The following is a 24296-nucleotide window of genomic DNA, read 5'->3' as shown; positions in this document are numbered from 1 at the left end:
CGTGCCTGCGCCCCTTCGCGCGCCCCGGACGGTCGTGCGCTCGCCCTTGCCGGCCGCGTTTGACGCGGAGAGCCGCGTGCTGCTGCTGGGGTCGCTTCCCAGCCCCGCGTCCCGTGAGCTTGGCTACCACTACGCCAACCCCCACAATCGCTTCTGGCGCGTGCTCGCCGCCCTCTGGGACGAGCCGGTCCCCCGGGGCGGTGACGCGTGCCGCCTGTTTCTGACGCGCCATCACCTCGCCCTCCATGACGTGCTGCACAGCGCCCGCATACGGGGCGCGGCGGACGCGAGCATAGAGGACCCGGTTCCCAACGACCTCGCCCCGCTGCTCGCCGCCTCCCAGATCACGCGCGTCTTCTGCACCGGCAGCGTCGCCGCTCGGCTGTACGCGCGCCACATCGAGCCGACGATCGGCATGGCGTGCACCCGCCTGCCCTCGACGAGCCCCGCCAACGCCAGCTGGTCGCTCGAGCGGCTCGTCGCCGCCTACGAGCCCGTGCGCCAAGCCGTCGAGGAAGGGGGGCGGGCCCGTGCGTGAGCGCGCCGCCATCGACGCCGCCGCCCGCAGAGGCCCGGCCGGCATGACCTGCGTCGCCGCGCGCTCGCTCCTTCACGGCTGCGTGAGCGTCGAGGAGGGGACGGACGGCTGGCTTTGGCCCCTGCGCTTTTCCGCGTCGCAGCTCAGGGCCTTGGGAAGCGTCCGTGCCTGGCATCCGGGGCTCTACCGGGCGATGGCGCGCACCACGGCGGGCATCTGCCTGGAGTTCGTGACGGACGCGAGCCAGATGTCCCTCGAGCTTGCGCCGGACGACGAGCCGCCCGCCACGCGCGCCGTCCTTGACTATGTGCCAAAGCGGTCCGGCGAGCCGACGCCCTCGTTCCATGACGGCATCGCCGTCGAGGTTGACGGCGGGCCGGCCGAGCTGCTGCCGCTCACGCGACAACGCTCGACCGTCGACTTCTGGGTCCAGGGACGGCAGGAGTCTGCGGACGGCGCCATCCAGCTGCCCGGCCTCGGCCGGACGCATCAGGTGCGCGTCTGGCTGCCCTGCCTGCGGGGATGTCAGATTCGCGCGCTCAGGGGCAACGGCACCCTCATCGAGCCCGTCGCCGCCCGGCGTCAGCTGCTCGTGCTGGGCGACTCCATCGCGCAGGGCTTCGTCTGCGACGACCCAAGCCGCAGCTGGCCGGCCCTACTCGCGCGAGAGCTAGGTCTCGACGTGGTGAACCAGGGGGTGGGCGGCCAGGTCTTTCAGCCCGGCAGCCTGTTTGGTCTCAAGGCCGGCGTCGACGTGGACTGCATCGTCGTGGCGCTGGGGGCAAACTACCGCTACGAGCCCTGCGACGCGCGCCGTGTCATGCGTGACGTCCAGCTCTACCTTGACGAGCTGTCTCACCTGTGGCCCGACGTCCTCTGCCTCGTTGCCGACCCCCTCTGGCACGACGAGGAACGCTGGCTCTCCCATCCGCGCAGCTGCTGGCGTGAGGTGCCCCGCCTCATTGCCACGCAGGTCGCGCGCCACGGGCAGATGCGTCACGTCGAGGGGAGCCGCCTCATCGACCATCGCAGCTCGCTCATGGCCGACGGCTTCGAGCATCCCAACGCGGAGGGGTCGCGGCAGATCGCACGGAGGCTCTCGCTCGTCTTCGCGACGCAGCGAACGGACGAGCCGTCGCGCCGTCGTCTCGCCGCCACGCTCATGAAGGACGCCCCGCGCCGCTGCCTCCCCTTGGCCCAGATGATCCAGAGGGGCCTCGCGACGATCGAGCTCGCCGAGCGGGGGTGCGTGGTGGCGCGGACGCCTGACGGCATTCAGACCATCTGGGCCGACGACGCGCAGCTGGGGCGAGACGCCCTCGCCATGGTCGTGGACGCCCCGGTCGCCGTGCTCCTCGAGCCCCGCCTCGTCCGCGACGCGGGGCTCGTGGCGGGCCTCACCGACGTCGCGCCCTTCCATCTGTGCAGCTACGAGCGCACCCGAGCGCTGACGCCGCCGCGCGGCCTTGAGGTGCGCCCCCTGGACGAGAGCTATCTGCCAAAGGTGTTGGCCGGCTATGCACACCCCGAATACACGAGCGAGGCCGCGCTGCGCGCGCTGCTGGGCGAGGGGCGCATCCTGGGAGGCTTTGCGGACGGCGCCCTCACGGGCTTCGTCGGGGAGCACCCGTGCGGGTCCATCGGCATGCTCGAGGTGTTCGCCCCGTTCAGGCGTAGGGGCTGGGCGCGCGCCCTGCTCTGCGCAAAGATCAACGAGCAGCTTGCGAGGGGATGGGTCCCCTGGGCGGAGGTCTACCCCGATAACGCCGCTTCGCTCGCGCTCGTGCGCAGCCTGGGCCTGCGCGTGCTGCCCGCCAACGAGACCTGCTACGTGAGCCGCCCGCGCTGACCCGTCATGCCGTTTGTGTCCGGGCCCTTTGCTACCATGTGCCCAGACACAGGGAGGAACCATGACAACGCTTCACAACGTCCTTGCGCCCGAGCTCACGGGCGCGCTCTCCGCCCGCGCCGTCGCAGCCGTGCGTGACCTGCGCTCGCAAGGGGGGCTGTCACCCGCCGCCACGCCGGATGCCGCCTGCCTGCGGCGCGACGACTCGACGGACCGCCCGACGCTGCTGCGCCCCGCCTTCGTGCGCGACTGCGAGAAGATAATGCACACCCCGGCCTACAACCGCCTCAACGGTAAGACCCAGGTGTTCTCGTTTGCCGCAAATGACGACATCACCCGGCGCAACCTTCATGAGCAGCTCGTCTGTCGCGTCGCCCGCGACATCGGGCGTGCGCTCGGGCTCAACCTCGACCTCATCGAGGCCATCTCGCTCGGTCACGACGTGGGCCACACGCCCTTTGGCCACGCGGGCGAGCGCTTCCTCAACGAGGTGTATCACGCGCGCACGGGCCGCTGGTTCTTCCATAACGTGCAGAGCGCGCGCGTTCTCGACGTGCTGTACGGGCGTAACGTCTCGCTGCAGGTCCTTGACGGCGTGATATGCCATAACGGCGAGTTTGAGCAGCAGGTCTTCGAGACGAGCGGCCTCGCGGACTTTGACGCCTTCGACCGCGTGGTGGCCTCCTGCTGGCACGAGGGCGCAAGGGCCATAGGCCACCTGAGGCCCATGACGCTCGAGGGCTGCGTGGTGCGCGTCTCTGACATCATCGCGTACGTCGGCAAGGACCGCCAGGACGCCATCAGGGCGGGGTTGGTGGGGGAGGACGGCTTTGACGACGGCCTGGGCGGCGCCTACAACGCCTGGGCCCTGAGGGCGTTTGTCGCCGACATCGTCGAGAGCAGCGTGGGAACGTCGCGCATCATGATGAGCGAGGCGGGATTTACCGAGCTCAGGAGGGCAAAGCGCGAAAACTACGACAAGATCTACAGCTCGTCGGAGGTCAGCGGCGACGTGCCTCGTGCCGTCGGCGAGCTGTTTTGGCGCCTGTACGAGCACGAGCTTCTGGCCCTCGCGACGCACGATAGAGCGGACCCCATCTTCTCGGACCACATCCTTCCGCTCGAGCGCCATCTCTCGCACTACGGAAGGGTCTATGCGTGGGAGGGTGATCCCGACCAGGTCGTCTGCGACTTCATCAGCTCCATGACGGACGACTACTTCGTCTCGCTCACGACGCGACTCTTCCCTGACGCGAGGGAGCTCTTCCCGCGCCGCGCCCGGGCGCTGCCACATCCCACGCCGAGCGGACATCGCGACGCCCGGTGACCCTCGTTTGGGCCGTCCTGCGCGGCGACGGGTACAATGGCTCCCATGGACACGCTGTTCTCACATGCGGAGCGTAAGGTGCGCGCCGCCAACGCGCCGCTCGCCGTGCGCATGCGTCCCTCGACCCTGGAAGGGTACGTGGGGCAGGACCGGGCGGTGGGGGTGGGATCCTGGCTGCGGCGCGCCATCGAGCATGACACGCTCTCCTCCGTCATCCTCTACGGTCCCGCGGGCACGGGCAAGACCACCCTGGCCCGCATCATAGCCAACTCCACCCATGCCGAGTTCGTCGAGGTGTCGGCCGTCATGGGCACGGTCAAGGACCTGAGGAGGGAGGTTGACGAGGCGAGTCGTCGCCTGCTGCTCCAGGGCCGGCGCACCATCCTCTTCGTCGACGAGATCCATCGCTTCAACCGCTCGCAGCAGGACGCCCTGCTCCATGCCGTCGAGGATCGCACGGTCGTCCTCGTGGGGGCCACAACGGAGAACCCCTACTTTGAGGTCAACGCCGCCCTCCTGAGTCGCTCGCGGGTCGTGGAGCTCGTCGCGCTGGGCGACGAGGCGCTGCGCACGCTCGTGCGCCGCGCGCTGTCTGACCCCGACGGCCTCGCCGGGTCCTTCGCGCTGACGGACGAGGCGCTCGACGAGATCGTCACCCTGGCCGGCGGGGACGCGCGGGCGGCCCTCACCTCGCTCGAGCTTGCGAGCCAGATGGCGACGCCGCCCTCGGCAGGCGAGGTCGCAGGGGCGCGCGACCCCCTGGTCATCGAGGCGCGCCACGTGCTCGAGGCCAACCCCCGCCGCGGCCTGAGCTACGACAAGGCCGGCGACATGCACTACGACGTCATCTCCGCCTTCATCAAGTCCATGCGCGGCAGCGACCCCGACGCCGCCCTGTACTGGCTCGCGCGCATGATCGACGCGGGGGAGGACCCCAAGTTCATCGCCCGCCGCATCTTCATCCTCGCCTCCGAGGACGTCGGCAACGCCGACCCCCAGGCGCTCCTCGTCGCCGACGCCGCATTCAGGGCCGCGGAGGTCATCGGCTACCCGGAGTGTCGAATCAACCTGGCGCAGGCGGCCCTCTACATGGCGCTCGCGCCTAAGTCCAACGCCGCCGAGGCGGGCATCGACGCCGCCCTCAGGGAGGTGCGGGAGGGGCCGCGCCGCGAGGTGCCCAGCCACCTGCGCGACCGGCATCGTCCCGGGTCCGACGAATATGGCAGCTACCGGTATCCGCATGACTTCCCGGGAGGCTGGGTCGACCAGCGCTACCTGCCCGACGGCCTTGAGCGCGGCAGCTTCTTTCATCCCAGCGACCGAGGCTGGGAGGGCTGGCGCCTCGACGCCACGGCACGGGACCGCACGTGTCTCTTATACCCACCCAGATGTGTCTAAGAGACAGGGCCGCTACGCGCGCGCTCGTCCTGACGCCCCTCTGGGCGGCCCCGCCAGGCCCGTGCCGCTCGCGCACGCAGCAGCGGCCGCAGGCGCACGTTTGGGTAGAATGAACCAGACACGTCCGTAGACGCCCCTCGGGGCAAGGGAGAGGTTGAACACCATGGATCTGCTGCAGCTTGGGCTCATCGTGCTGGTCGTGGCAGGCATCTGGGCGCTCGTCGAGCTGGCCCTCACCATCCGCAAGGCGCGCGGGACCGTCGAGGTGCTCGGACGCTCCGCCAACGACACCATCGAGCAGGTCCAACCCGTCATAGCCAAGCTGGACGGCACGATGGACGACCTCCAGCCCGCCATCAAGCAGGTCGACCCCCTGGTGGAGAAGATCGGCGTCGCCGTCGTCGAGGCGACGCAGTCCGTGGGCAAGGTCAACGTCATCCTCGACGACGTCTCGCACGTCTCGGGCACCGCCGCCGACGTGACGGGCGTGGTGAACCAGGTCGCGAACAACGCGGCCTCGAGCGTCAACGGCGTCATCAACCGGATCACGGGGAAGGCCCCCGCCGACGCGGGCCGCATCGCGGGCGGGACCGACGGCGCCGACGCGGCTCCCGCTGCCGATTTTGAGGCGCCCTCGCGGCGACAGGCGGGCTACATCACCTATGACCACGACGCCGGTGCAGATGCCGCCGCGCATGAGGACGCTTCCGCGCAGGGCGACGCAGAGAGCAAGTAAGGAGCACGAATCTATGAGCACGGAGTCACCTACCAATCTGGGCAGCGTCAGTCTGACCGTCCCCGCCGAGCCCGCCTTCGCGCGCTCGGTGCGCATGATGGCGTCAAACCTCGCCGTCGTCTGCGGCATGGGCATCGATGACGTCGAGGACGTCCGCATGGCGGCGGAGGAGGGCTTCGTGTACTGCTGCGCCACGGCGCCGCAGCGTTGCGACGTCTCCTTCGCGCTGGAAGAGGGCGCCATCACCATCGACTTCGCGCTGGGGCAGGCGCGCGACGAGGAGATCGAGGCCTGCGGCGTCGACCTGTCGTTGGCCGAGCTGCTGCTTGCGGCCGTGACCGACGACTTCGCCCTCACGCAGGACAACGTGCTTCACGTCGTCAAGCGGGCGTCGACCGCGGACGGTGCCCATGCCTAGCGCAGACGCCGCGCGCCCCCGCCCCTCCTCCCGCACCGCGACCGCGGCGGACGCCCCCTCCCGCCGGCTCTCGCGCCGTGTCCCCAAGGGCAAGCTCGCCTGGGACAAGGAGCGGACGCGCGAGCTCTTCCGACGCTATAAGGACGAGGGCGACGAGGACGCCCGCCAGCAGCTGGTGGTGAGCCACCTCAACCTGGTGCGCTTCCTCGCCTCCAAGTTCAAGAACCGCGGCGAGCCGCTCGACGACCTCATTCAGGTGGGCACCATCGGTCTCATCAAGGCCGTGGACCGCTTTGACCCTTCGCGCGGCCTGGAGTTCACCACGTTTGCGACGCCCACGATCCTCGGCGAGATCCGTCGTCACTTTCGCGACAAGGGATGGTCGGTCCGCGTGCCCCGTCGCCTGCAGGAGCTCTCCGCCAAGGTCAACCAGACGAAGGAGCTGCTTACGAAGGACCTCCACCGCGAGCCGTCGGTGGAGGAGGTCGCACAGACCCTCGAGGTGTCCGTCGACGAGGTCCTCGAGGCCATGGAGTCGTCGAGCGCCTACAGCACCATCTCTCTTGAGGGGGGCGCCACCACGGACGACGACGAGGAGGCGCCCTCGGTCCTCGACCGGCGCGGCGAGGACGACCAGGGCCTGGCCTCCGCCGACGACCGCCTGTCCATCGAGGAGGCGATACGCGACTTCTCCTCCCGCGAGCAGGACATCATCCGCATGCGCTTTTTGGAGGGGCTCACGCAGGTGGAGATCGCCGGCAAGCTGGGCATATCGCAGGTCCAGGTGTCCAGGCTGCTGCGTCGGACCCTCAAGAAGCTCCAGGACAAGATCGGCCCCAACGACCTGCCCTAGCCCTGACCGCGCCCGTCGCCAGCGCGGCGCCCGCCCGGCAGGCGTGGGAATTCCGCGCAGGTCGTCGCCCGCGGGCAGAAACATCCCCCCGGCACCAGGCTCGGGGGGTATTCTTAATGGCGTTTGAGAATCCATGGCGTCCGAGAGCCCCTGACGTCTGACTGCGAGGAGAAGCATGAGCGGCACCGACTACAAGACCATGACCACGGCGGAGATTCGCAGTGACTTCCTGGCGTTCTTCGAGGGCAAGGGCTGCAGGCTCTACCCCTCGTCCTCCCTCGTCCCCGAGGACCCCTCGCTGCTCCTCGCCAACGCGGGCATGAACCAGTTCAAGGAGTACTATCAGGGCCTCAAGACCATGAGGGAGATAGGGGCCTGCTCCTGCCAGAAGTGCCTGCGCACCAACGACATTGAGAACATCGGCGACTCGCGCCACCTGTCGTTCTTCGAGATGCTGGGCAACTTCTCCTTCGGCGGCTACTCCAAGGCCGACGCCATCGCCTGGGCCTGGGAGTTCATCACCTCCTTGGACCATCTGGGGTTGCCTCAGGATCGTCTGTACATGACGGTCTTCGAGGACGACGAGGAGGCCATCGGCCTCTGGCGGGCCCAGGGCGTCGCCCCCGACCACATCTCGCGCCTGGGCGAGGAGGACAACTTCTGGGCGGCCGGGCCGACGGGACCCTGCGGCCCCTGCTCCGAGATCTACTTTGACCAGGGACCCGAGTTTGAGGGCGAGCGGCCGGGGGATGACGGCGATCGCTTCCTGGAGTTCTGGAACCTCGTCTTCACGCAGTACGACCGTCAGGAGGACGGCTCCATGCCCGAGCTGCCCCATCGCAACATCGACACGGGCATGGGCCTCGAGCGCATCGCCGCCATCATGCAGCACGAGGGCTCCAACTACGAGGGAGACGTGCTGCGCACGCTCATCGGCGTGGGAGAGGGGCTCTCCGGCCTCAGCTACCACCAGAGTCGCTCGATCGACAAGAGCCTGCGCATCCTGGCCGACCACGCCCGCGCCGTCACGTTCATGATCGGCGACGGCATCCTCCCCTCCAACGAGGGGCGTGGTTACGTGCTGCGCCGCCTGCTGCGCCGCGCCGTCTACCACGGCCGCCTGCTGGGCGTCAGGGAGCGCTTCCTCGTCACCTACGCCCATGAGGTCATGCGCCTCATGGCGGACGTCTACCCGCAGCTCGAGGAGAATCGCGCCCTCATCGACGGCATCATCTCCGCCGAGGAGGAGCGCTTTGGCCAGACGCTCGACGCCGGCGAGGCGAGCCTCTCCGCCGAGCTCGCCGGCCTTGCCGAGGGACAGGCCCTTGCGGGCGAGGTCGCCTTCAAGTTGCATGACACCTACGGCTTTCCCATCGACCTCACGCGCGAGATCGCCGAGGCGGCCGGGCACGGGGTGGACATGGCGGCCTTCGACCGCGAGATGTCCGCGCAGAAGGAGCGTGCGCGGCAGAGCGCCAACCGCGACGCCTGGGGCCAGGCCGCGAGCGTGTGGGTGGGCCTCTCGGACCGCCTGCCCCAGACCGTCTTCACGGGGTACGACGACGACGTCTGTCGCGGGGCCAAGGTGCTGGCGCTGGTGTCCGCCGACGGCGACCTTCTGGACGTCGCCCGCGTCGGCGACGCCGTCGAGGTCGTGCTTGACCGCACGAGCTTCTATGGCGAGATGGGCGGCCAGGTGGGCGACACGGGCAGGCTCGAAGGGCAGGGCGTGCGCCTTCTGGTCGGCGACACCCGCCATCACGACGGCGGCCTCGTGGCCCACGTCGCCGACGTCGAGGCCGGCGAGGTCAGGCCCGGCGACGTCGTGGACGCCGTCGTCGACCACGGCAGGCGCGAGCTCATCCGACGCAACCACACCGCGACCCACCTGCTTGACGCCGCGCTCAAGCAGGTGCTGGGCGACCATGTGAGCCAGGCGGGGTCCCTCGTTGCCCCCGACAGGCTCCGCTTTGACTTCACGCACTTCGAGGCCATGACCGCCGAGGAGCTCGCGCGTGTCGAGGGCCTGGTGAACGCGGAGATCTTTGCGGCCGAGCCCATCGTCACCGCGGTCATGGGCATCGAGGACGCCAAGGCGTCCGGCGCCGTCGCGCTGTTTGGCGAGAAGTACGGCGACGTGGTGCGCGTCGTATCCACGGGCGAGGGCGAGCGCGCCTTCTCGCGCGAGCTCTGCGGCGGCACCCATGCGCGCAACACGGCGGAGCTCGGCCTGTTCAAGATCGTCTCCGAGGGGTCGGTGGGCTCCAACGCCCGTCGTCTCGAGGCGGTCACGTCCGCAGGCGCCATCGAGTACGTTGACGAGCGCCTCCGGACGCTCGACGACGCCGCCCGCACGCTCAAGTGCCGTCCCCGGGACCTCACGGCACGGCTGACCTCGCTCGAGGAGGAGCTGCGTGACCTAAGGAGGCAGCTCGACGAGGCGTCGTTCGGCGCATCGTCGAGCGGGCTTTCCGCCGCCATCGACGACGCCGTGAGCCTGGCGGGCTACCGCTGCGTGTTCGCCCGCCTCGAGGGCGCCGACGGCAAGGAGCTGCGTCGCGTGTGGGACAGCGTGCGCGACTCGCTTGGTGCGGGCCCCTCCGCCTGCGTCGTGGCATCGAAGACCTCCGACGGCAAGGTCGCGCTGCTCGCGGCGGGCACCGACGCCGCCGTCAAGGCGGGCTTCGACGCGGGCGGCGTCATCAAGCAGATCGTGGGGCACGTGGGAGGTCGCGGCGGCGGCAGGCCCACCATGGCCCAGGCCGGCGGCTCCGACCCCGCGGGCATCGACGAGGCGCTCGCGGCGGCCAAGACGCTGCTGGGTGCCTAGGTCGTGCCCGGGCGAGGCATGAGGGCCCTCGCGCTCGACATCGGCGAGGTGCGCATCGGCATCGCGGCGACGGACGCCTCGGGTGCCGTTGCCGTTCCCGTGAAGGTGCTGCCGGCCCGCGAGGTCCTCTCGCACGCCGCGAGCTTCAGGCGCGTCCTCGATGACTATGAGCCCGAGGTGCTCGTCTGCGGGCGCCCCCTGACCCTTTCGGGCGAGGAGGGCCCGCAGGCGCTCCGCGTCATGGCGCAGGCCCGCGACATAGCCGCCTCCTGCGCTCTTCCCCTGGAGTTTGAGGACGAGAGGCTGAGCTCCGCCGAGGCCAAGCGTATCCTGAGGCGACAGGGCCTCAGCGAGCGCGCCATGCGTGGTCGCGTCGACATGGTCGCCGCCTCGCTGATACTGCAAACTTGGATTGACGCCAACGGCACGGAGGGTGGACGAGATGGCTGACGCGCAAGGACGACGTCCCGGAAGGCACGCCGCCCGCCCCGGCGGCGCAAGGCGCATCGACGGCGGCGCTCCCGCTGCCGGCACGACGAGGCCTGCGCGCCGCGTCAGGCGGACGCAGGGGCGTCGTCCCCATGACGGCGGCTCCCGCCGGCGCGGCTCCCGGCTGGCGCCCGTGGTGACGCTGCTGCTCCTGCTCGTCGTCGGCGCCGGCGTCCTGATTGGCGTCCGTCACGTCCTGCAAGGCCCCCCGCAGCCCACGGGCCTGCAAAACGCCGGCCAGACGGTCAGCGTGACCATCCCGTCGGGGGCCTCGACCGCCGACATCGCCAGGATCCTTTGCGACGCCGGCGTCATCGCGGACGAGGCCTCGTTCAAGCGGGCCGTGAGCGACCAGAACGCCGGCACCACCATGAAGAGCGGCGACTATGACCTTGTCGCCGGCGCCGACGTCGCCTCCATCGTGGCCCAGCTCGTACAGGGGCCCAACTCGACGGCCAAGCGGCTCGCCATCGCCGAGGGCCTCACGGTGCGCAAGACGGCCGAGGTCGTCCAGGCCTCCCTGGGCATCCCGGCGGATGACTTCCTCGCGCAGGCGAAGGCGTCGCGTTACGCGTCCGACTACCCGTTCCTCTCGTCTGCCCAAGATGACTCGCTCGAAGGCTACCTCTATCCCAAGACCTACGACTTTGGCGGAACGACCCCGACGGCCGACAGCGTGATTCGCGCCATGCTCGACCAGTACGCCAGCGAGGTGGGGTCACTGGACTTCGCCGCGGCCGAGTCACAGCTCGCGGCTCGCTACGGCGTCACGGTGAGCGACTATGACGTGATCAGGCTCGCCTCCATCATCGAGAGGGAGGCGCTCACCGACGATGACCGGACCAAGATCGCCTCGGTCATGTACAACCGGCTCAGGCAGGGCATGTACCTGCAGAGCGACGCCACCATGGGGTACGTGACGGACGGCCCGGTGACGGCGGAGGTGCTCAAGCGCGAGAGCCTCTACAACACCTACCTGCACCCCGGCTTTCCCCCGACCCCCATCTGCGCGCCCAGCCTCGCCTCGATCAAGGCCGCCCTGAGCCCCGATGACACCAACTACCTCTACTTTTGGATCACCGACAGCGAGCACGTCTTCTCAGAGACGTACGAGCAGCACCAAAAGGCCATCGCCGCCGCGACGGGCGGCGAGGGGGCCGACTCGTGACGGGCGCGCTCACGGCCTGGCGCTACGTCTCGTCCATCGACCTCATCGACGTCGATGGGCTCGTGAGGTCGGGCGTCTCGTGCGTCCTCTTCGACCGTGACAACACCTGCGTGCCGCGCGACGCGACCACGGCGCCCCCAAAGGTCGTCGCCTGGTTTGACCGGGTGAGGGCCGCGGGCCTGAGCGCGTGCATGGTGTCGAACAACATTCACTCGGCCGCCGTCGAGCGCAGCGCCCGCGAGCTGGGCACGCAGGTGGTGCACCACGCCATGAAGCCCCTTCCCTTCGCCGTCTGGCGCGCGCTCGCGCTCATGGGCGCCACGCGGGAGCAGGCGGTGCTCGTGGGCGACCAGGTCTACACCGACGTGCTCGCCGGCCACCTCGCCGGCGTCCGCACCATCCTGGTGCGGCCCCAGTCCGCCGAGGACCTCTGGTACACGAAGGTGCTCCGTCGCCTTGAGCGGCACGTCATCGGCGACAGGGACTTTGAGGGGGAGTGAGCTGCGCCGGCGCCGTGTCCCCGTCCATCCCTCGCTGCGCTCGATGCTAGAATCGCTCTCGAACACATGCGAGCATGAGGGAGCACATGCAACGACAGGAACCAGGCTACGTGGTCCATGCGGGCTGCGACCACATCTTCTTCATCGGCTTTCTGGGCGCGGGCAAGTCCACCCTCGCCCGCAACCTCGGGGCCCTCTTCAAGAGGGAGTTCGTCGACACCGACCGTCTCGTGGAGCGGGCCCGGGGCAAGAGCGTCCGCGACATCTTCGCCGAGGACGGCCAGGAGAGCTTTCGCCACGGCGAGGCGGACGCCCTGAGGTCCCTGGCCCGGCGCAAGTCACTGCTGGTGAGCTGCGGCGGAGGCATCGTCGAGGGCGGCGAGGCCTGCGGACTGATGCATCGGATGGGCACCGTCGTCTACCTTGACGGGTCGTTCCAGGACTCGCTGAGGCAGATCCGCCATCCCGAGCTGAGGCCGGATTTCGTGAGCGAGCGCGACGCCGTCAAGCTCTATCGCAAGCGTCGGCCGCTCTACCAGCGAGAGGCCGACCTGGTCCTTGACATCCATGACAAGACGTTCGAGCAGGTCTGCGCAGGCGCCGCCGAGCTGCTCTGGGAGGAGGGTCTGCTATGAGCGACGATGTGAGGCCGAGCGTCATGCGTCAGTGGGTCGCCTCGCCCGGCGGCGCCTGCGACGCGCGCATCGGTCACGGCGCCCTCGGCGAGGGCGCGGCGATCTTCAGGACCGCCGTGGGCAAACCCCGTCGCGCGCTGCTCGTGAGCCGCGAGGGCGACGACGGCGAGCTGGTCGAGCTCACGCGCCGCGAGCTCAGCTCCGCCGGCTTCGACGTGCGGGCCCATGTGCCGGGCGCCGGCCGACGGACGCGCAGCCTGGAGGGATACGAGAGCCTCGCGCGCGCCCTCGCCGCCAACGGCATCACCTCCGACGACCTGGTCGTCGTCGTGGGGGGCACCGACCTCGCCTCGCTCGCCTCCGCCGTGGCGGGCGTCTGGTGCGCGGGGACGCCGCTCGCCGTCGTGGCCGACGACCTCAGCTGCGCCATCGAATGCGCCGTCACGCCGCGCGGCATCGACGTGGGCGAGCGGCGGCAGGCGTTGCGGGGCGCGCCCTGGTGTCGCATCCTCATCGTCGACTTTGACCATCTGGACCATGACCTTGCCGCCGACGCCACGCGCTCGGCCCTTGCGCTCATGGTGGCCTCGGCCGTCGCCGACTCCGAGCAGAGCTTCTCGAGGCTCTGGGACGCCAGCCTCCAGATGACGGGTGAGCAGGGCGCCGCCGTCCTCGAGGAGCAGGTTGCCGACGCCCTCAAGACGAGGGGCAGGCTCATGTCCTCGACGGCCATCGTCACGCGCCAGTCGCTGCGCTACGGCACGGAGCTGGCCGAGGCGCTGCGGGGGATGTGCGACGCCGCCGAGGGGACGCTGCTCGCCGAGGGGATGCGCTTCTCGGCGCGGCTGAGCGCGGCGCAGGGGGAGCTCTCGGTGGACGACGTCCTGGCCCAAGACGAGCTGCTCGAACGCCTGGGGCTGTTGTGCCTCGGACAGTCCCTTGACGCTGCCGCGCTGCTCGAGCGCCTGATAGGGGGGTGCCTCGCAAGGTCCAATCGCATGCAGCTCGCGCTCCCCAGGAGCCTCGGGCGCGTGAGGATGTCAAACGTCACCCGCGAGCTCCTCAGGGAGCACGTCGAGGCGTTCTGCGCCTCTCGCCTCGCCTGAGCGTCGGGCCTGCGGCGCGCTCGCGCACATGTCAACACATGAAGGAAGGATCAGAGACCCATGACCAGTACCATCACGCTCGAACGTCGTCTTGCCAAGCTCCGCGGCCTCATGGGGGAGCGCGGCTATGACGCCGTCGTCCTGCGCAACAACCCCGACCTGCGCTGGCTGACGGGCGCGGAGCGCTGCTTTGACGACGAGGTGGCCCACGTCGCCCTCGTCACGCCCGACGGTCTCTGGCTGCATACCGACTCGCGCTACTTCAACGGCCTCAGGGAGCGGATGGGCGCCGACGGCCCCTGGTCAATCGACATGGACGGCGAGGAGGCTCCCCGGTGGGCCGCCCGACGCATCCTTCAGGCCCGCGCCCGCGTCGTGGCCGTCGAGGACAGCGTGAGCGTGTCGTTCGTGGACGCCCTGCAGGTCTGCTGCGCGGAGCTGGGCGTCGCCTGCCTGCTTCCGCGCCTGCACGAGGACGTCATGGCCCTGCGCATGGTCAAGGACGAGGAGGAGATCGCGCGCATGAGGGAGGCCCAGGCCATCACGGACGCGGCCTTCGAGCACATCTGCGGCTACATTAAGGCCGGCATGACCGAGCTTGCGGTTCGCGCCGAGCTGGAGTCCTTCATGCTCTCCCACGGCGCGGACGCCCTCTCGTTCGAGACGATCGTCGCGGCGGGCGCCAACGGCGCCAACCCCCACGCCCGTCCCAGCGCCTACGTCATCCAGAAGGGCGACATGGTGGTCATGGACTATGGCGCGGGGCTCGGCGACTATCACTCGGACATGACGAGGACGGTCTGCGTGGGCGCGTGCGGGGCCCTGCAGCGCGAGGTCTACGACGCGGTGCGTCGCGCCCACGAGACCTGCGCCCGCGAGGCGCGTCCGGGCTGCCTCGGCAGCGACGTCCATCGGCGCGCCGTGGAGGTCATCAGCGAGGCGGGCTATGGCGACTACTTCAAACACGGCCTGGGACATGGGGTGGGGCTTCAGATTCACGAGCAGCCCAACTTTGGTAGAAGCTGGGACAAGCCGGTGCCCGAGGGGTCGGTGGTGACCATCGAGCCGGGCATCTACCTGCCCGGGCAGTTTGGCGTGCGTCTTGAGGACTTCGGCGTCATGCGTCACGACGGCTACCATGCCTTTACGGCGTCCACGCACGACCTCGTGATCGTGGGCTAGTAAGCTTAAAATTTTCTATCATACGAAGACAAGCTTGCGGGCGCAATCTGCCAGATGGTATATAAACATACGTAAACGGGTGTCTTCCAAAAAAGACCACAGTTCTTACTGATTTACTCTATAATTCCTCCTCGTGAAGCCTCCTGGGGCACGTGCGCCTCGCGCCGCGCCTCGGGCCTCGCATCGTTTCTGTCGGCAGGAGAAGCAAGGAGTAAAGGAGGAAGTTGGATGGTCGGAATTGTCTTAGCTAGCCATGGGTCTCTCTCCGAAGGCATCAAGGAGTCCGGACAGATGATCTTTGGCGCGCAGGACGACGTGTCCGCCGTCGTGCTCACGCCCGACATCGGCCCCGAGGACCTGCACACGAAGCTGCTTGACGCCGCCACGTCGTTCTCCGACCCGGAACACGTGCTGTTCCTGGTTGACCTGTGGGGAGGCACGCCCTTCAACCAGGTGTCGCGCATCCTCGAGGAGGAGGGGCACGACGACTGGGTGGCGCTCACGGGCCTCAACCTTCCCATGCTGGTCGCCGCGTACGGCGCCCGCATGGACAAGCAGACGGCCTCCGAGGTCGCCAGGGAGGTCTACGCCGAGGCCATCGGCGGCATCAAGGCCAAGCCCGAGAGCCTCGTTCCCGCCCCCGCGACGGGTGCCCCCGCGCCCGCAGCCGCCCCCGTCGGTACCATCCCCGAGGGGACGGTCCTGGGAGACGGGCACATCAAGATCGTGCTCTGCCGCATTGACACGCGCCTGCTCCACGGTCAGGTTGCCACCACCTGGACCAAGATGACCGGCCCCGACCGCATCATCGTCTGCTCCGACGCCGTCGCGCGCGACGAGCTGCGCAAGTCCATGATCGAGCAGGCGGCGCCTCCGGGAGTCAAGGCTCACGTCGTGCCCGTCTCCAAGATCATCGAGGTCTCCAAGGACCCGCGCTTTGGCGCCACCAAGGCCATGCTCCTGTTTGAGACGCCTCAGGACCTGCTTCGTGCCATCGAGGGCGGCGTCGACGTCAAGAAGGTCAACCTCGGCTCCATGGCCCACTCCGCCGGCAAGGTCGTCGTGAGCAACGCCGTCGCCATGGGCGAGGACGACGTCAAGACGCTCGAGGCGATCAAGGCCAAGGGCGTCGAGTTCGACGTCCGCAAGGTGCCGGCCGACGCGCCCGAGAACTTCGACGCCATGCTCAAGAAGGCAAAGAACGAGCTGGCTTCCAAGTAACCACAGAAGGAGGTAGCAATGTCGCCAATCTCACTCGTACTTGTCATCATCGTCGCATTCCTTGCGGGCATGGAGGGCGTTCTCGACCAGTGGCAGTTCCATCAGCCCCTCGTCGCCTGTACGCTCATCGGCATCGTCACCGGTCATCCCGCAGAGGGCATCGCCCTGGGAGGCTCGCTTCAGATGATCGCCCTCGGCTGGGCCAACATCGGCGCCGCCGTCGCCCCTGACGCGGCCCTCGCGTCCGTGGCGTCCACGATCATCATGGTCCTGGCCCTCTCCGGCGGCACGGCCGACGCGTCCAACGCCATCACCACGTCCATCGCGCTGGCCATCCCCCTGTCAGTCGCCGGACTCTTCCTCACGATGATCTGCCGCACGCTGGCGACCGGCATGGTTCACGCCATGGACGCCGCCGCCGAGAGCAACGACGCCGCCGCCATCGAGCGGTGGCAGGTGGCCGGCATCGTCATGCAGGGCCTGCGCATCGCCATTCCCGCGGCCGCCCTGTGCTTCATCCCCGCCGAGGCCGTCACGTCCGCGCTCAACGCCATGCCCTCCTGGCTCGCCGGCGGCATGGCCGTGGGCGGCGGCATGGTCGCGGCCGTCGGCTACGCCATGGTCATCAACATGATGGCGTCCAAGGAGGTCTGGCCGTTCTTCGTCCTCGGCTTCGTCCTCGCGGCCATCAATTCGCTCACGCTCATCGCCCTGGGCGCCATCGGCGTCTGCCTCGCCCTCATCTACCTCGCCCTCAAGAACCTCGCCAAGCAGGGCGGCGGCAGCGGCGGGTCCGGCGACCCGCTCGGCGACATCCTCAACAACTACTAGGCCGTAAGGGAGCGTGAATAACATGGCAAACGAAAAGATCGAGCTCTCGAAGAACGACCGACTGAGCGTCTGGTGGCGTCATCAGTTCCTGCAGGGCTCCTGGAACTACGAGCGCATGCAGAACGGCGGCTGGTGCTATTCGATCATCCCCGCGATCAAGAAGCTGTACGCGAGCGAGGAGGACCAGAAGGCCGCCCTGAGGCGTCACCTCGAGTTCTACAACACCCATCCGTACGTCTCGTCCCCGGTCATGGGCGTCACCCTCGCCCTCGAGGAGGGGCGCGCCAACGGCGAGCCCGTCGATGACGTCACGATCCAGGGCGTCAAGATCGGCATGATGGGTCCGCTGGCCGGCGTGGGCGACCCCGTGTTCTGGTTCACCGTGCGCCCCATCCTCGGCGCACTCGGCGCGTCTTTGGCGCTCGGCGGCTCCATTCTCGGCCCCATCCTGTTCTTCGTCGCCTGGAACGTCATCCGCCTCGCCTTCGAGTGGTACACGCAGGAGTTTGGCTACCGCGCCGGCTCGTCCATCTCGCAGGACCTCTCCGGCGGCATGCTGGGCCAGGTCACCGAGGGAGCCTCCATCCTCGGCATGTTCATCATCGGCGCGCTCGTCGAGCGCTGGGTGTCCATCTCGTTCACGCCGGTCGTCGCCACGATCCCGCAGCAGGAGGGCGCCTACATCGACTGGTCGAGCCTGCCTGCGGGGGCCGAGGGCATCAAGGCCGCGCTCACGCAGTATGCCGCCCTGGGCGCCAACGGCCTTGACGCCAACAAGGTGACCACGCTCCAGCAGAACCTCGACCAGCTCATTCCCGGCCTCGCGGCCGTCGGCCTGACGCTGCTCTGCTGCTGGCTGCTCAAGAAGAACGTCTCGCCCATCACGATCATCCTGGCGCTCTTCGCGTTTGGCGTCGTCGGGCGTCTCCTCGGGTTCATGTAGGCCGCGTCGCAGCCAACCTGTCCTGAGAGAAACGTAAAACGGCTACGGGGGCACCCCGCGTCTCGTCACACGGTGACGTGCGGGGTGCCCCGCCTTGCGAGAGGCGCCGCCGCGCCTCTCGTGGAGCATCGAGGGGAGTCTTAGCGCATGACATCATGGTCGAGAGGCGCGCGCCCCGCACGCCCGCGCCCGCTAGACGAGAACGTCGACCTCACCATCAAGGCGCAGTCCTATCTTGGGCTGGGGTCGTATGGCACGATCAGCCTGGGGTCGCACGGCATCGAGTATCAGTCCGACGCGAACGAGCAGGACTACGTCCAGATTCCCTGGGGGGAGGTCACGCGCGTCTCGGCGCCCGTCATGCTCAAGGGCAGGTATCTTCCGCGCTTCACCGTGCACACGAGGCGCGACGGCGCCCTCGCCTTCTCCACGCGCGACAACAAGCGGGTGCTCAGGGCCATGCGTCCCTACGTGGGGGCCGACGCGCTCGTGCGCGAGACGAGCCTGCGAAGCTCCGTGGGGGCCCTTCTGAGGGGCCTGCTGAGGAACCTGCCCCGTTCGGTCAGGTGACGGCCGCCGCTCACTCGGCGCGGGGCGCCTTCTGGGAACGCGACGCGAACGCATCGTCCGGTAAATGATATAAGTTAAGTTGCAATTATGGCATAAATTTTTTGCTTTAATTGTTGTTTTGACAATTGTCAAGGTAATACCGGTATTGGTATCATGAGTTCGGGGAGCGTGATCATCGTGGACTTTTCAGACATGTACAACTCCAAGCTCGTTTCGGCCGCAGACGCGGCAGCCGTCGTCAAGAGCGGCGACTGGGTTGACTATGGGTGGAGCTCCATCACGCCCGTCGCGTTCGACGAGGCCCTCGCCGCGCGCATGGGCGAGCTCACGGACGTCAACGTGCGCGGCGGCGTGCTGGCCCACGAGCCCGCCATCTTCAAGATCGACGCCCCCGAGGAGCACTTCACCTGGAACAGCTGGCACATGGGCGGGTTCGAGCGCCGCGCCTGCACCAAGGGCTTCGGCTTCTACGCGCCCATCCGCTACTCCGAGCTCCCGCGCTACTATCGCGACATGACCGAGCGCGTCAACGTGGCCTGCGTCCAGGTCTCGCCGATGGACGCCTACGGCAACTTTGGCTACGGGCTCTGCGCCAGCCACATCAACGCCGTGTTCGACAAGGCGGACGTCATCATCGTGGAGGTCAACAAGAACATGCCCCGCGCCTTCGGGGGGCCCGAGACCTTCATCAACGTCACGCGCGTGGACATGATCATCGAGGGCGACAACCCCGGCATCGATCTTCTGGGCGCCGGCGGCGCGTCCACGGACGTTGACCGCGCCGTGACGGACATCGTCGTTCCCATGATTCCCGACGGTGCCTGCCTGCAGCTGGGCATCGGCACCATGCCCACCACCATCGGCGCGGGCATCGCCCAGAGCGACCTCACCAACCTGGGCGTTCACACCGAGATGTACGTGGACGCCTTCGTGGACCTCTCGCTCGCCGGCAAGATCACGGGCAACCGCAAGGCAATCGACCGTGGCAGGCAGGTCTACTCCTTCGCGGCGGGCACGCAGAAGCTCTATGACTTCATCGACGACAATCCCGAGTGCGTGGCGGCGCCGGTCGACTACGTCAACGACATCCGCACCGTGGCGCAGCTCGACAACTTCGTCTCCATCAACAACGCGGTTGACATCGACCTCTTTGGCCAGATCAACGCCGAGAGCGCGGGCACCAAGGCCATCTCGGGCGCCGGCGGCCAGCTCGACTTCGTCATGGGCGCCTATCACGCCAAGGGCGGCAAGAGCTTCATCTGCCTCAGCTCGACCTTCGTGAACAAGAAGACCGGCGAGGTGGCGAGCCGCATCCGTCCGACGCTCGCAGCCGGCTCGATCGTCACCGACACGCGCGCCAACGCCATGTACATCGTGACGGAGTTCGGCTGTGTCAACCTCAAGGGGCTCTCCGGCTGGCAGCGTGCCGAGGCGCTCATCTCCATCGCCCATCCCGACTTCCGCGACGGCCTCATCGCCGAGGCCCAGAAGATGAATATCTGGCGCAGGTCCAACCGGGTCTAAGACCAGTGTTCTAGGCAGGTGCACCACCGCTTTGCAGCATAGGCAGGTATACGTCAGGGAGGTCAGTCACATGAGCAAGAAGGTCGTAATCGCAAGTGCATGCCGCACCGCCGTGGGCAAGTTCGGCGGCACGCTCTCGTCCGTGCCCCCGCGCACGCTCGGTGCCACGGTCATCAAGGAGGCCATCAGCCGCGCGGGCATCAAGCCGACGGACGTCGAGCATGTGTACCTCGGTTGCGTCATCCAGGCCGGCCAGGGCCAGAACGTCGCCCGCCAGGCCTCCCTTGACGCCGGCCTGCCCATCGAGACCCCTGCCGTGACCCTCAACGTCGTCTGCGGCTCCGGTCTCTACGCCGTCAACGCCGCCGCCGAGAAGATCATGGCCGGCGAGGCCGACGTCGTCATCGCGGGCGGCACAGAGAACATGGACATGGCCCCCTTCGCGATGATGAAGGGGCGCTACGGCTACCGCATGGGCTACCCCATGGGCAAGTCCGAGCTCGTGGACACCATGGTCAATGACGCCCTGTGGGACGCGTTCAACGACTACCACATGGGCATCACGGCCGAGAACGTGGCCGAGCAGTGGGGCATCACCCGCGAGCAGCTCGACGAGTTTGCCCTCAGGAGCCAGCAGCGCGCCCTCGCCGCCGTCGCCGACGGCGCCTTCAAGGACGAGATCGTCCCCGTCACCGTCAAGATGCGCAAGAAGGAGGTCGTCTTTGACACGGACGAGGGTCCGCGCGAGACCTCCATGGAGCTTCTGGGCAAGCTGCGTCCCGCCTTCAAGCCCGACGGCATCGTGACGGCCGGCAACTCCTCCGCCATCAACGACGGCGCCGCCGCGCTCGTCATCATGAGCGAGGACAAGGCCAAGGAGCTGGGCGTCACCCCGCTCGCGACCTTCGTCTCCGGCGCGCTCGCCGGCGTTGACCCCAAGATCATGGGCACGGGCCCCATCCCCGCGAGCCGCAAGGCCCTCGCCAAGGCCGGCCTGGAGGTCAAGGACATCGACCTCGTCGAGGCCAACGAGGCGTTCGCCGCCCAGTCGCTCGCCGTCGTCCATGACCTCGGCCTCGACATCGAGAAGACCAACGTCAACGGCGGCGCCATCGCCATCGGCCACCCCGTGGGGGCCTCCGGCGCGCGCATCCTCGTCACGCTGCTCTATGCCATGAAGCATCGCGGCGCCCACAAGGGTCTGGCAACGCTGTGCATCGGCGGCGGCATGGGCTGCGCCACCGTCGTCGAGATGTAGGTGATCGCGTGAGCTTCGTCACCTGCGAGCTGCAAGATGCCGTGGCGGTCCTCACGATCGACCGCCCCAAGGCCCTCAACGCCCTCAACCCCGACGTCCTCGCCGACCTCAAGGCCGCCTTCGACGCCATCGATCAGGACGTCGTGCGCTGCGTCGTCCTGACGGGCGCGGGCGAGAGGAGCTTCGTCGCCGGCGCCGACATCGCCGCCATGTCGACGATGACCAAGGCCGAGGGCGAGGCCTTCGGCAAGCTGGGCAACGACGTCTTCCTCATGATCGAGGACTTCCCGGTGCCCACCATCGCGGCCGTCAACGGATTCGCGTTGGGCGGCGGCAACGAGCTGGCCATGAGCTGCGACATCCGCCTGGCCTCCGAGAACGCCCTCTTCGGACAGCCCGAGGTGGGGCTGGGCATCACGCCCGGCTTCGGCGGCACGCAGCGCCTCGCGCGCCTCGTGGGCATGGGCATGGCCAAGCAGCTCGTCTACTCCGCCCTCAACATACCGGCGGACGAGGCGCTGCGCATCGGGCTCGTGAACGCGGTCTATCCGCAGGAGGAGCTCATGGGCGCCGCCCTCAAGCTGGCGGGCAAGATCGCCCGCAACGCCCCCATCGCGGTGCGCCACTGCAAGGAGGCCATGAACCGCGGCATCAGCCTTCCCATCGCGGAGGCGGTCGCGGTCGAGGAGCGCCTCTTTGGCGACTGCTTCGAGACGCACGACCAGAGGGAGGGCATGGCGTGCTTTTTGAGCCGCGACAAGCCCAAGCCAAAGGCCGTCTTCACCAACAGCTAGCGACAGCCATTCGTGTGGCCCGGTCGGCACCGATGCCGACCGGGCACCTTAGGAAAGGGGAACGTATGAAGGTTGGCATCATCGGCGCCGGCACCATGGGTCAGGGCATAGCGAAGGCATTCGCGCAGTCCGGGTGGGAGGTCGCGCTCTGCGACATCAAGCAGGAGTGGGCCGACGGGGGCAAGGACAAGATCGCCAAGGGCTATGACCGTCTCGTCCAGAAGGGCAAGCTTGACCAGGCCGAGGTCGACAAGCGCCTGGCGTCCATCACGGCCGGCCTCAAGGAGGACCTCTGCGCCGACTGCGACCTCATCGTCGAGGCCGCCTTCGAGGACATGAAGGTTAAGAAGGACACCTTCGCCCAGCTGGACGACATCTGCAAGCCCGAGGCCGTCTTCGCCTCCAACACCTCCAGCCTCTCCATCACCGAGATCGGCAACGGCCTCAGCCGCCCCCTCATCGGCATGCACTTCTTCAACCCCGCCGACCGCATGAAGCTCATCGAGGTCATCGCCGGCGTCAACACCCCGCAGAAGACCGTCGACAGGATCGTCGAGTTCTCCAAGGCCATCGGCAAGACGCCGGTGCAGGTCAACGAGGCCGCCGGCTTCGTCGTCAACCGCATCCTCATCCCGCTGATCAACGAGGCCGCCTTCATCAAGATGGAGGGCGTCTCGGACATCGAGGGCATCGACACCGCCATGAAGCTCGGCGCCAACCATCCCATGGGCCCGCTCGAGCTGGGCGACTTCATCGGCCTGGACATCTGCCTCGCCATCATGGACGTGCTGTACGACGAGACCGGTGACTCCAAGTACCGCGCCTGCCCCCTGCTGCGCAAGATGGTCCGCGGCGGCAACCTGGGCGTCAAGAGCGGCCATGGCTTCTACGCCTACAACGCCGACCGCACCAAGACCCCCATCGACCAGCTCTAAGTACAAGGGGAGGAACATTCCATGGACTTCACTCTGAGCAAAGAGCAGGCGATGGCTCGAAGCATGTTCGAGCAGCTTGCTGAGGAGAAGGTCAAGCCCCTCGCCAAGGACGTCGACGCCGAGGAGATCTTCCCGCAGGACAACGTCAGGCTCATGGCCAAGCTCGGCATGATGGGCATCTACTTTCCCAAGGAGTACGGCGGCGCGGGCGCTGACGTCCTCACCTACGTCATGGCCATCGAGGAGCTCTCCAAGAAGTGCGCCACCACGGGCGTCATCCTGTCCGCGCACACGAGCCTGTGCGCCGCGCCGATCTTTGAGAGCGGTACCGAGGAGCAGAAGCGGAAGTACCTGCCCAAGCTCTGCAGCGGCGAGTGGCTCGGCGCCTTCGGCCTAACCGAGCCCGGCGCCGGCACCGACGCGCAGGGCCAGCAGACCCATGCCGTCCTCGACGGCGACCACTGGGTCCTCAACGGCACCAAGATCTTCATCACCAACGCGGGCTACGCTGACCTGTTCATCATCATCGCCGTGACGGGCGAGTACACCAACAAGCGGGGTCGCAAGCAGAAGGAGATCTCCGCCTTCATCGTGGAGCGCGACTTCCCGGGATTCTCCGTCGGCAAGCCCGAGGAGAAGATGGGCATTCGCGGCTCCTCCACCTGCGAGCTCATCATGCAGGACTGCATCGTCCCCAAGGAGAACCTCCTGGGCGCCAAGGGCCGCGGCTTCCAGCTGGCCATGGCTACCCTGGACGGTGGCCGCATCGGCATCGCCGCCCAGGCCCTGGGCATCGCCGAGGGCGCCATCGACGAGACCGTCGCCTACGTCAAGGAGCGCAAGCAGTTCGGTCGCTCCATCGCCGCCTTCCAGAACACCCAGTTTGAGCTCGCCGAGATGAAGGCGCGCACGGACGCCGCCAAGCTCCTGGTGTACAACGCCGCCCTCAAGAAGCAGGAGGTCCTCGACGGCGGCAAGGGCCGCTACAGCGTCGAGGCGGCGGAGGCAAAGCTCATCGCCGCCCGAACGGCCTCCGACGTCACCCGTCGCTGCCTGCAGCTCTACGGCGGCTATGGCTACACCCGCGACTACCCGATCGAGCGCATGATGCGCGACGCCAAGATCACCGAGATCTACGAGGGCACCAGTGAGGTCCAGATGATGGTCATCGCCGGCGCGCTGCTTCGATAG

23 protein-coding genes are annotated in these 24296 nt (G+C 68.1%); all 23 read left to right on the top strand.

Annotated elements, in window-relative coordinates; all coding sequences use genetic code 11:
* Position 1 precedes the first annotated feature (1 nt).
* The 23 genes from BN3001_RS01160 to BN3001_RS01050 all read left to right on the top strand — a co-directional run bounded on the left by BN3001_RS01160 (position 2) and on the right by BN3001_RS01050 (position 24296).
* A complete protein-coding gene (locus tag BN3001_RS01160) occupies positions 2-538 on the top strand; it encodes a DNA-deoxyinosine glycosylase (RefSeq protein WP_235815000.1) in 537 nt (178 codons plus the stop codon).
* A complete protein-coding gene (locus BN3001_RS01155; protein WP_235814999.1) occupies positions 531-2387 on the top strand; it encodes a GDSL-type esterase/lipase family protein in 1857 nt (618 codons plus the stop codon). The genes BN3001_RS01160 and BN3001_RS01155 overlap by 8 nt, the downstream gene beginning before the upstream one ends.
* Positions 2388-2448: 61 nt before the next feature.
* A complete protein-coding gene (locus BN3001_RS01150; RefSeq protein WP_058269996.1) occupies positions 2449-3714 on the top strand; it encodes a deoxyguanosinetriphosphate triphosphohydrolase family protein in 1266 nt (421 codons plus the stop codon).
* A gap of 45 nt (positions 3715-3759) precedes the next feature.
* Entirely contained in the window at positions 3760-5112 is a 1353-nt protein-coding gene (locus tag BN3001_RS01145) for a replication-associated recombination protein A (RefSeq protein ID WP_058270013.1), read from the top strand.
* A gap of 163 nt (positions 5113-5275) precedes the next feature.
* Positions 5276-5848 carry a DUF948 domain-containing protein gene (locus tag BN3001_RS01140; protein ID WP_148138348.1) on the top strand — a complete coding sequence of 191 codons (573 nt, stop codon included), beginning with the start codon at positions 5276-5278 and terminating at the stop codon, positions 5846-5848.
* Positions 5849-5861: 13 nt separating this feature from the next.
* Entirely contained in the window at positions 5862-6266 is a 405-nt protein-coding gene (locus tag BN3001_RS01135; RefSeq protein WP_058269994.1) for a hypothetical protein, read from the top strand.
* Positions 6259-7119, top strand: coding sequence for a SigB/SigF/SigG family RNA polymerase sigma factor (locus BN3001_RS01130; protein WP_058269993.1), 861 nt, complete (start codon positions 6259-6261; stop codon positions 7117-7119). Before BN3001_RS01135 ends, BN3001_RS01130 begins: the two co-directional genes overlap by 8 nt.
* A gap of 175 nt (positions 7120-7294) precedes the next feature.
* Positions 7295-9949, top strand: a complete 2655-nt coding sequence (gene alaS / locus BN3001_RS01125; RefSeq protein WP_058269992.1) for an alanine--tRNA ligase — start codon at positions 7295-7297, stop codon at positions 9947-9949.
* Between the two features lie 18 nt (positions 9950-9967).
* The gene (gene ruvX, locus BN3001_RS01120; protein ID WP_058269991.1) at positions 9968-10399 is read left to right on the top strand and encodes a Holliday junction resolvase RuvX; all 432 of its coding nucleotides are present in this window, start codon (positions 9968-9970) and stop codon (positions 10397-10399) included.
* On the top strand, positions 10392-11606 hold the full coding sequence (gene mltG / locus BN3001_RS01115; RefSeq protein WP_058269990.1) for an endolytic transglycosylase MltG: 1215 nt from the start codon (positions 10392-10394) through the stop codon (positions 11604-11606). Before ruvX ends, mltG begins: the two co-directional genes overlap by 8 nt.
* Positions 11603-12106 carry a YqeG family HAD IIIA-type phosphatase gene (locus BN3001_RS01110; RefSeq protein WP_058269989.1) on the top strand — a complete coding sequence of 168 codons (504 nt, stop codon included), beginning with the start codon at positions 11603-11605 and terminating at the stop codon, positions 12104-12106. The genes mltG and BN3001_RS01110 overlap by 4 nt, the downstream gene beginning before the upstream one ends.
* A gap of 86 nt (positions 12107-12192) precedes the next feature.
* Complete coding sequence (locus BN3001_RS01105) at positions 12193-12741, top strand: shikimate kinase (protein ID WP_058269988.1); 549 nt, start codon at positions 12193-12195, stop codon at positions 12739-12741.
* Positions 12738-13847, top strand: a complete 1110-nt coding sequence (locus BN3001_RS01100; protein ID WP_058269987.1) for a dehydroquinate synthase/iron-containing alcohol dehydrogenase family protein — start codon at positions 12738-12740, stop codon at positions 13845-13847. The genes BN3001_RS01105 and BN3001_RS01100 overlap by 4 nt, the downstream gene beginning before the upstream one ends.
* 60 nt (positions 13848-13907) lie before the next feature.
* Positions 13908-15029 (top strand): M24 family metallopeptidase, encoded by a 1122-nt coding sequence (locus BN3001_RS01095; RefSeq protein WP_058269986.1) that lies wholly within the window; start codon positions 13908-13910, stop codon positions 15027-15029.
* Positions 15030-15257: 228 nt separating this feature from the next.
* Positions 15258-16250, top strand: coding sequence for a PTS sugar transporter subunit IIB (locus tag BN3001_RS01090; protein WP_058269985.1), 993 nt, complete (start codon positions 15258-15260; stop codon positions 16248-16250).
* A gap of 18 nt (positions 16251-16268) precedes the next feature.
* Positions 16269-17081, top strand: a complete 813-nt coding sequence (locus BN3001_RS01085; protein ID WP_058269984.1) for a PTS mannose/fructose/sorbose transporter subunit IIC — start codon at positions 16269-16271, stop codon at positions 17079-17081.
* Between the two features lie 22 nt (positions 17082-17103).
* Positions 17104-18024, top strand: a complete 921-nt coding sequence (locus BN3001_RS01080; protein ID WP_058269983.1) for a PTS system mannose/fructose/sorbose family transporter subunit IID — start codon at positions 17104-17106, stop codon at positions 18022-18024.
* A gap of 147 nt (positions 18025-18171) precedes the next feature.
* Entirely contained in the window at positions 18172-18594 is a 423-nt protein-coding gene (locus tag BN3001_RS01075) for a DUF956 family protein (RefSeq protein ID WP_058269982.1), read from the top strand.
* A 177-nt stretch (positions 18595-18771) separates the two neighbouring features.
* Positions 18772-20118, top strand: coding sequence for a butyryl-CoA:acetate CoA-transferase (locus tag BN3001_RS01070; RefSeq protein WP_058270012.1), 1347 nt, complete (start codon positions 18772-18774; stop codon positions 20116-20118).
* A gap of 70 nt (positions 20119-20188) precedes the next feature.
* Positions 20189-21376, top strand: a complete 1188-nt coding sequence (locus BN3001_RS01065; protein ID WP_058269981.1) for an acetyl-CoA C-acetyltransferase — start codon at positions 20189-20191, stop codon at positions 21374-21376.
* Positions 21377-21384: 8 nt separating this feature from the next.
* Positions 21385-22170, top strand: coding sequence for an enoyl-CoA hydratase-related protein (locus BN3001_RS01060; RefSeq protein WP_058269980.1), 786 nt, complete (start codon positions 21385-21387; stop codon positions 22168-22170).
* A gap of 65 nt (positions 22171-22235) precedes the next feature.
* Complete coding sequence (locus tag BN3001_RS01055; protein ID WP_058269979.1) at positions 22236-23105, top strand: 3-hydroxyacyl-CoA dehydrogenase family protein; 870 nt, start codon at positions 22236-22238, stop codon at positions 23103-23105.
* Between the two features lie 21 nt (positions 23106-23126).
* Positions 23127-24296 (top strand): acyl-CoA dehydrogenase family protein, encoded by a 1170-nt coding sequence (locus tag BN3001_RS01050; protein ID WP_058269978.1) that lies wholly within the window; start codon positions 23127-23129, stop codon positions 24294-24296.

The organism is Olsenella massiliensis, assembly GCF_001457795.1.
Taxonomy (GTDB): domain Bacteria; phylum Actinomycetota; class Coriobacteriia; order Coriobacteriales; family Atopobiaceae; genus Olsenella_F; species Olsenella_F massiliensis.
Note: the sequence above shows the minus strand (reverse complement) of the source record. Positions and strands in the feature narration are given on the sequence as shown.

Bases quoted from the DNA above. Each gene is read 5' to 3' on its own strand.
- mltG (WP_058269990.1), top strand. From the start codon at position 10,392: ATGGCTGACGCGCAAGGACGACGTCCCGGAAGGCACGCCGCCCGCCCC.
- BN3001_RS01065 (WP_058269981.1), top strand. From the start codon at position 20,189: ATGAGCAAGAAGGTCGTAATCGCAAGTGCATGCCGCACCGCCGTGGGC.
- BN3001_RS01075 (WP_058269982.1), top strand. From the start codon at position 18,172: ATGACATCATGGTCGAGAGGCGCGCGCCCCGCACGCCCGCGCCCGCTA.
- BN3001_RS01080 (WP_058269983.1), top strand. From the start codon at position 17,104: ATGGCAAACGAAAAGATCGAGCTCTCGAAGAACGACCGACTGAGCGTC.
- BN3001_RS01130 (WP_058269993.1), top strand. From the start codon at position 6,259: ATGCCTAGCGCAGACGCCGCGCGCCCCCGCCCCTCCTCCCGCACCGCG.
- BN3001_RS01105 (WP_058269988.1), top strand. From the start codon at position 12,193: ATGCAACGACAGGAACCAGGCTACGTGGTCCATGCGGGCTGCGACCAC.
- BN3001_RS01135 (WP_058269994.1), top strand. From the start codon at position 5,862: ATGAGCACGGAGTCACCTACCAATCTGGGCAGCGTCAGTCTGACCGTC.
- BN3001_RS01055 (WP_058269979.1), top strand. From the start codon at position 22,236: ATGAAGGTTGGCATCATCGGCGCCGGCACCATGGGTCAGGGCATAGCG.
- BN3001_RS01095 (WP_058269986.1), top strand. From the start codon at position 13,908: ATGACCAGTACCATCACGCTCGAACGTCGTCTTGCCAAGCTCCGCGGC.
- BN3001_RS01100 (WP_058269987.1), top strand. From the start codon at position 12,738: ATGAGCGACGATGTGAGGCCGAGCGTCATGCGTCAGTGGGTCGCCTCG.
- BN3001_RS01050 (WP_058269978.1), top strand. From the start codon at position 23,127: ATGGACTTCACTCTGAGCAAAGAGCAGGCGATGGCTCGAAGCATGTTC.
- alaS (WP_058269992.1), top strand. From the start codon at position 7,295: ATGAGCGGCACCGACTACAAGACCATGACCACGGCGGAGATTCGCAGT.
- BN3001_RS01150 (WP_058269996.1), top strand. From the start codon at position 2,449: ATGACAACGCTTCACAACGTCCTTGCGCCCGAGCTCACGGGCGCGCTC.
- BN3001_RS01090 (WP_058269985.1), top strand. From the start codon at position 15,258: ATGGTCGGAATTGTCTTAGCTAGCCATGGGTCTCTCTCCGAAGGCATC.
- BN3001_RS01085 (WP_058269984.1), top strand. From the start codon at position 16,269: ATGTCGCCAATCTCACTCGTACTTGTCATCATCGTCGCATTCCTTGCG.
- ruvX (WP_058269991.1), top strand. From the start codon at position 9,968: ATGAGGGCCCTCGCGCTCGACATCGGCGAGGTGCGCATCGGCATCGCG.
- BN3001_RS01140 (WP_148138348.1), top strand. From the start codon at position 5,276: ATGGATCTGCTGCAGCTTGGGCTCATCGTGCTGGTCGTGGCAGGCATC.
- BN3001_RS01145 (WP_058270013.1), top strand. From the start codon at position 3,760: ATGGACACGCTGTTCTCACATGCGGAGCGTAAGGTGCGCGCCGCCAAC.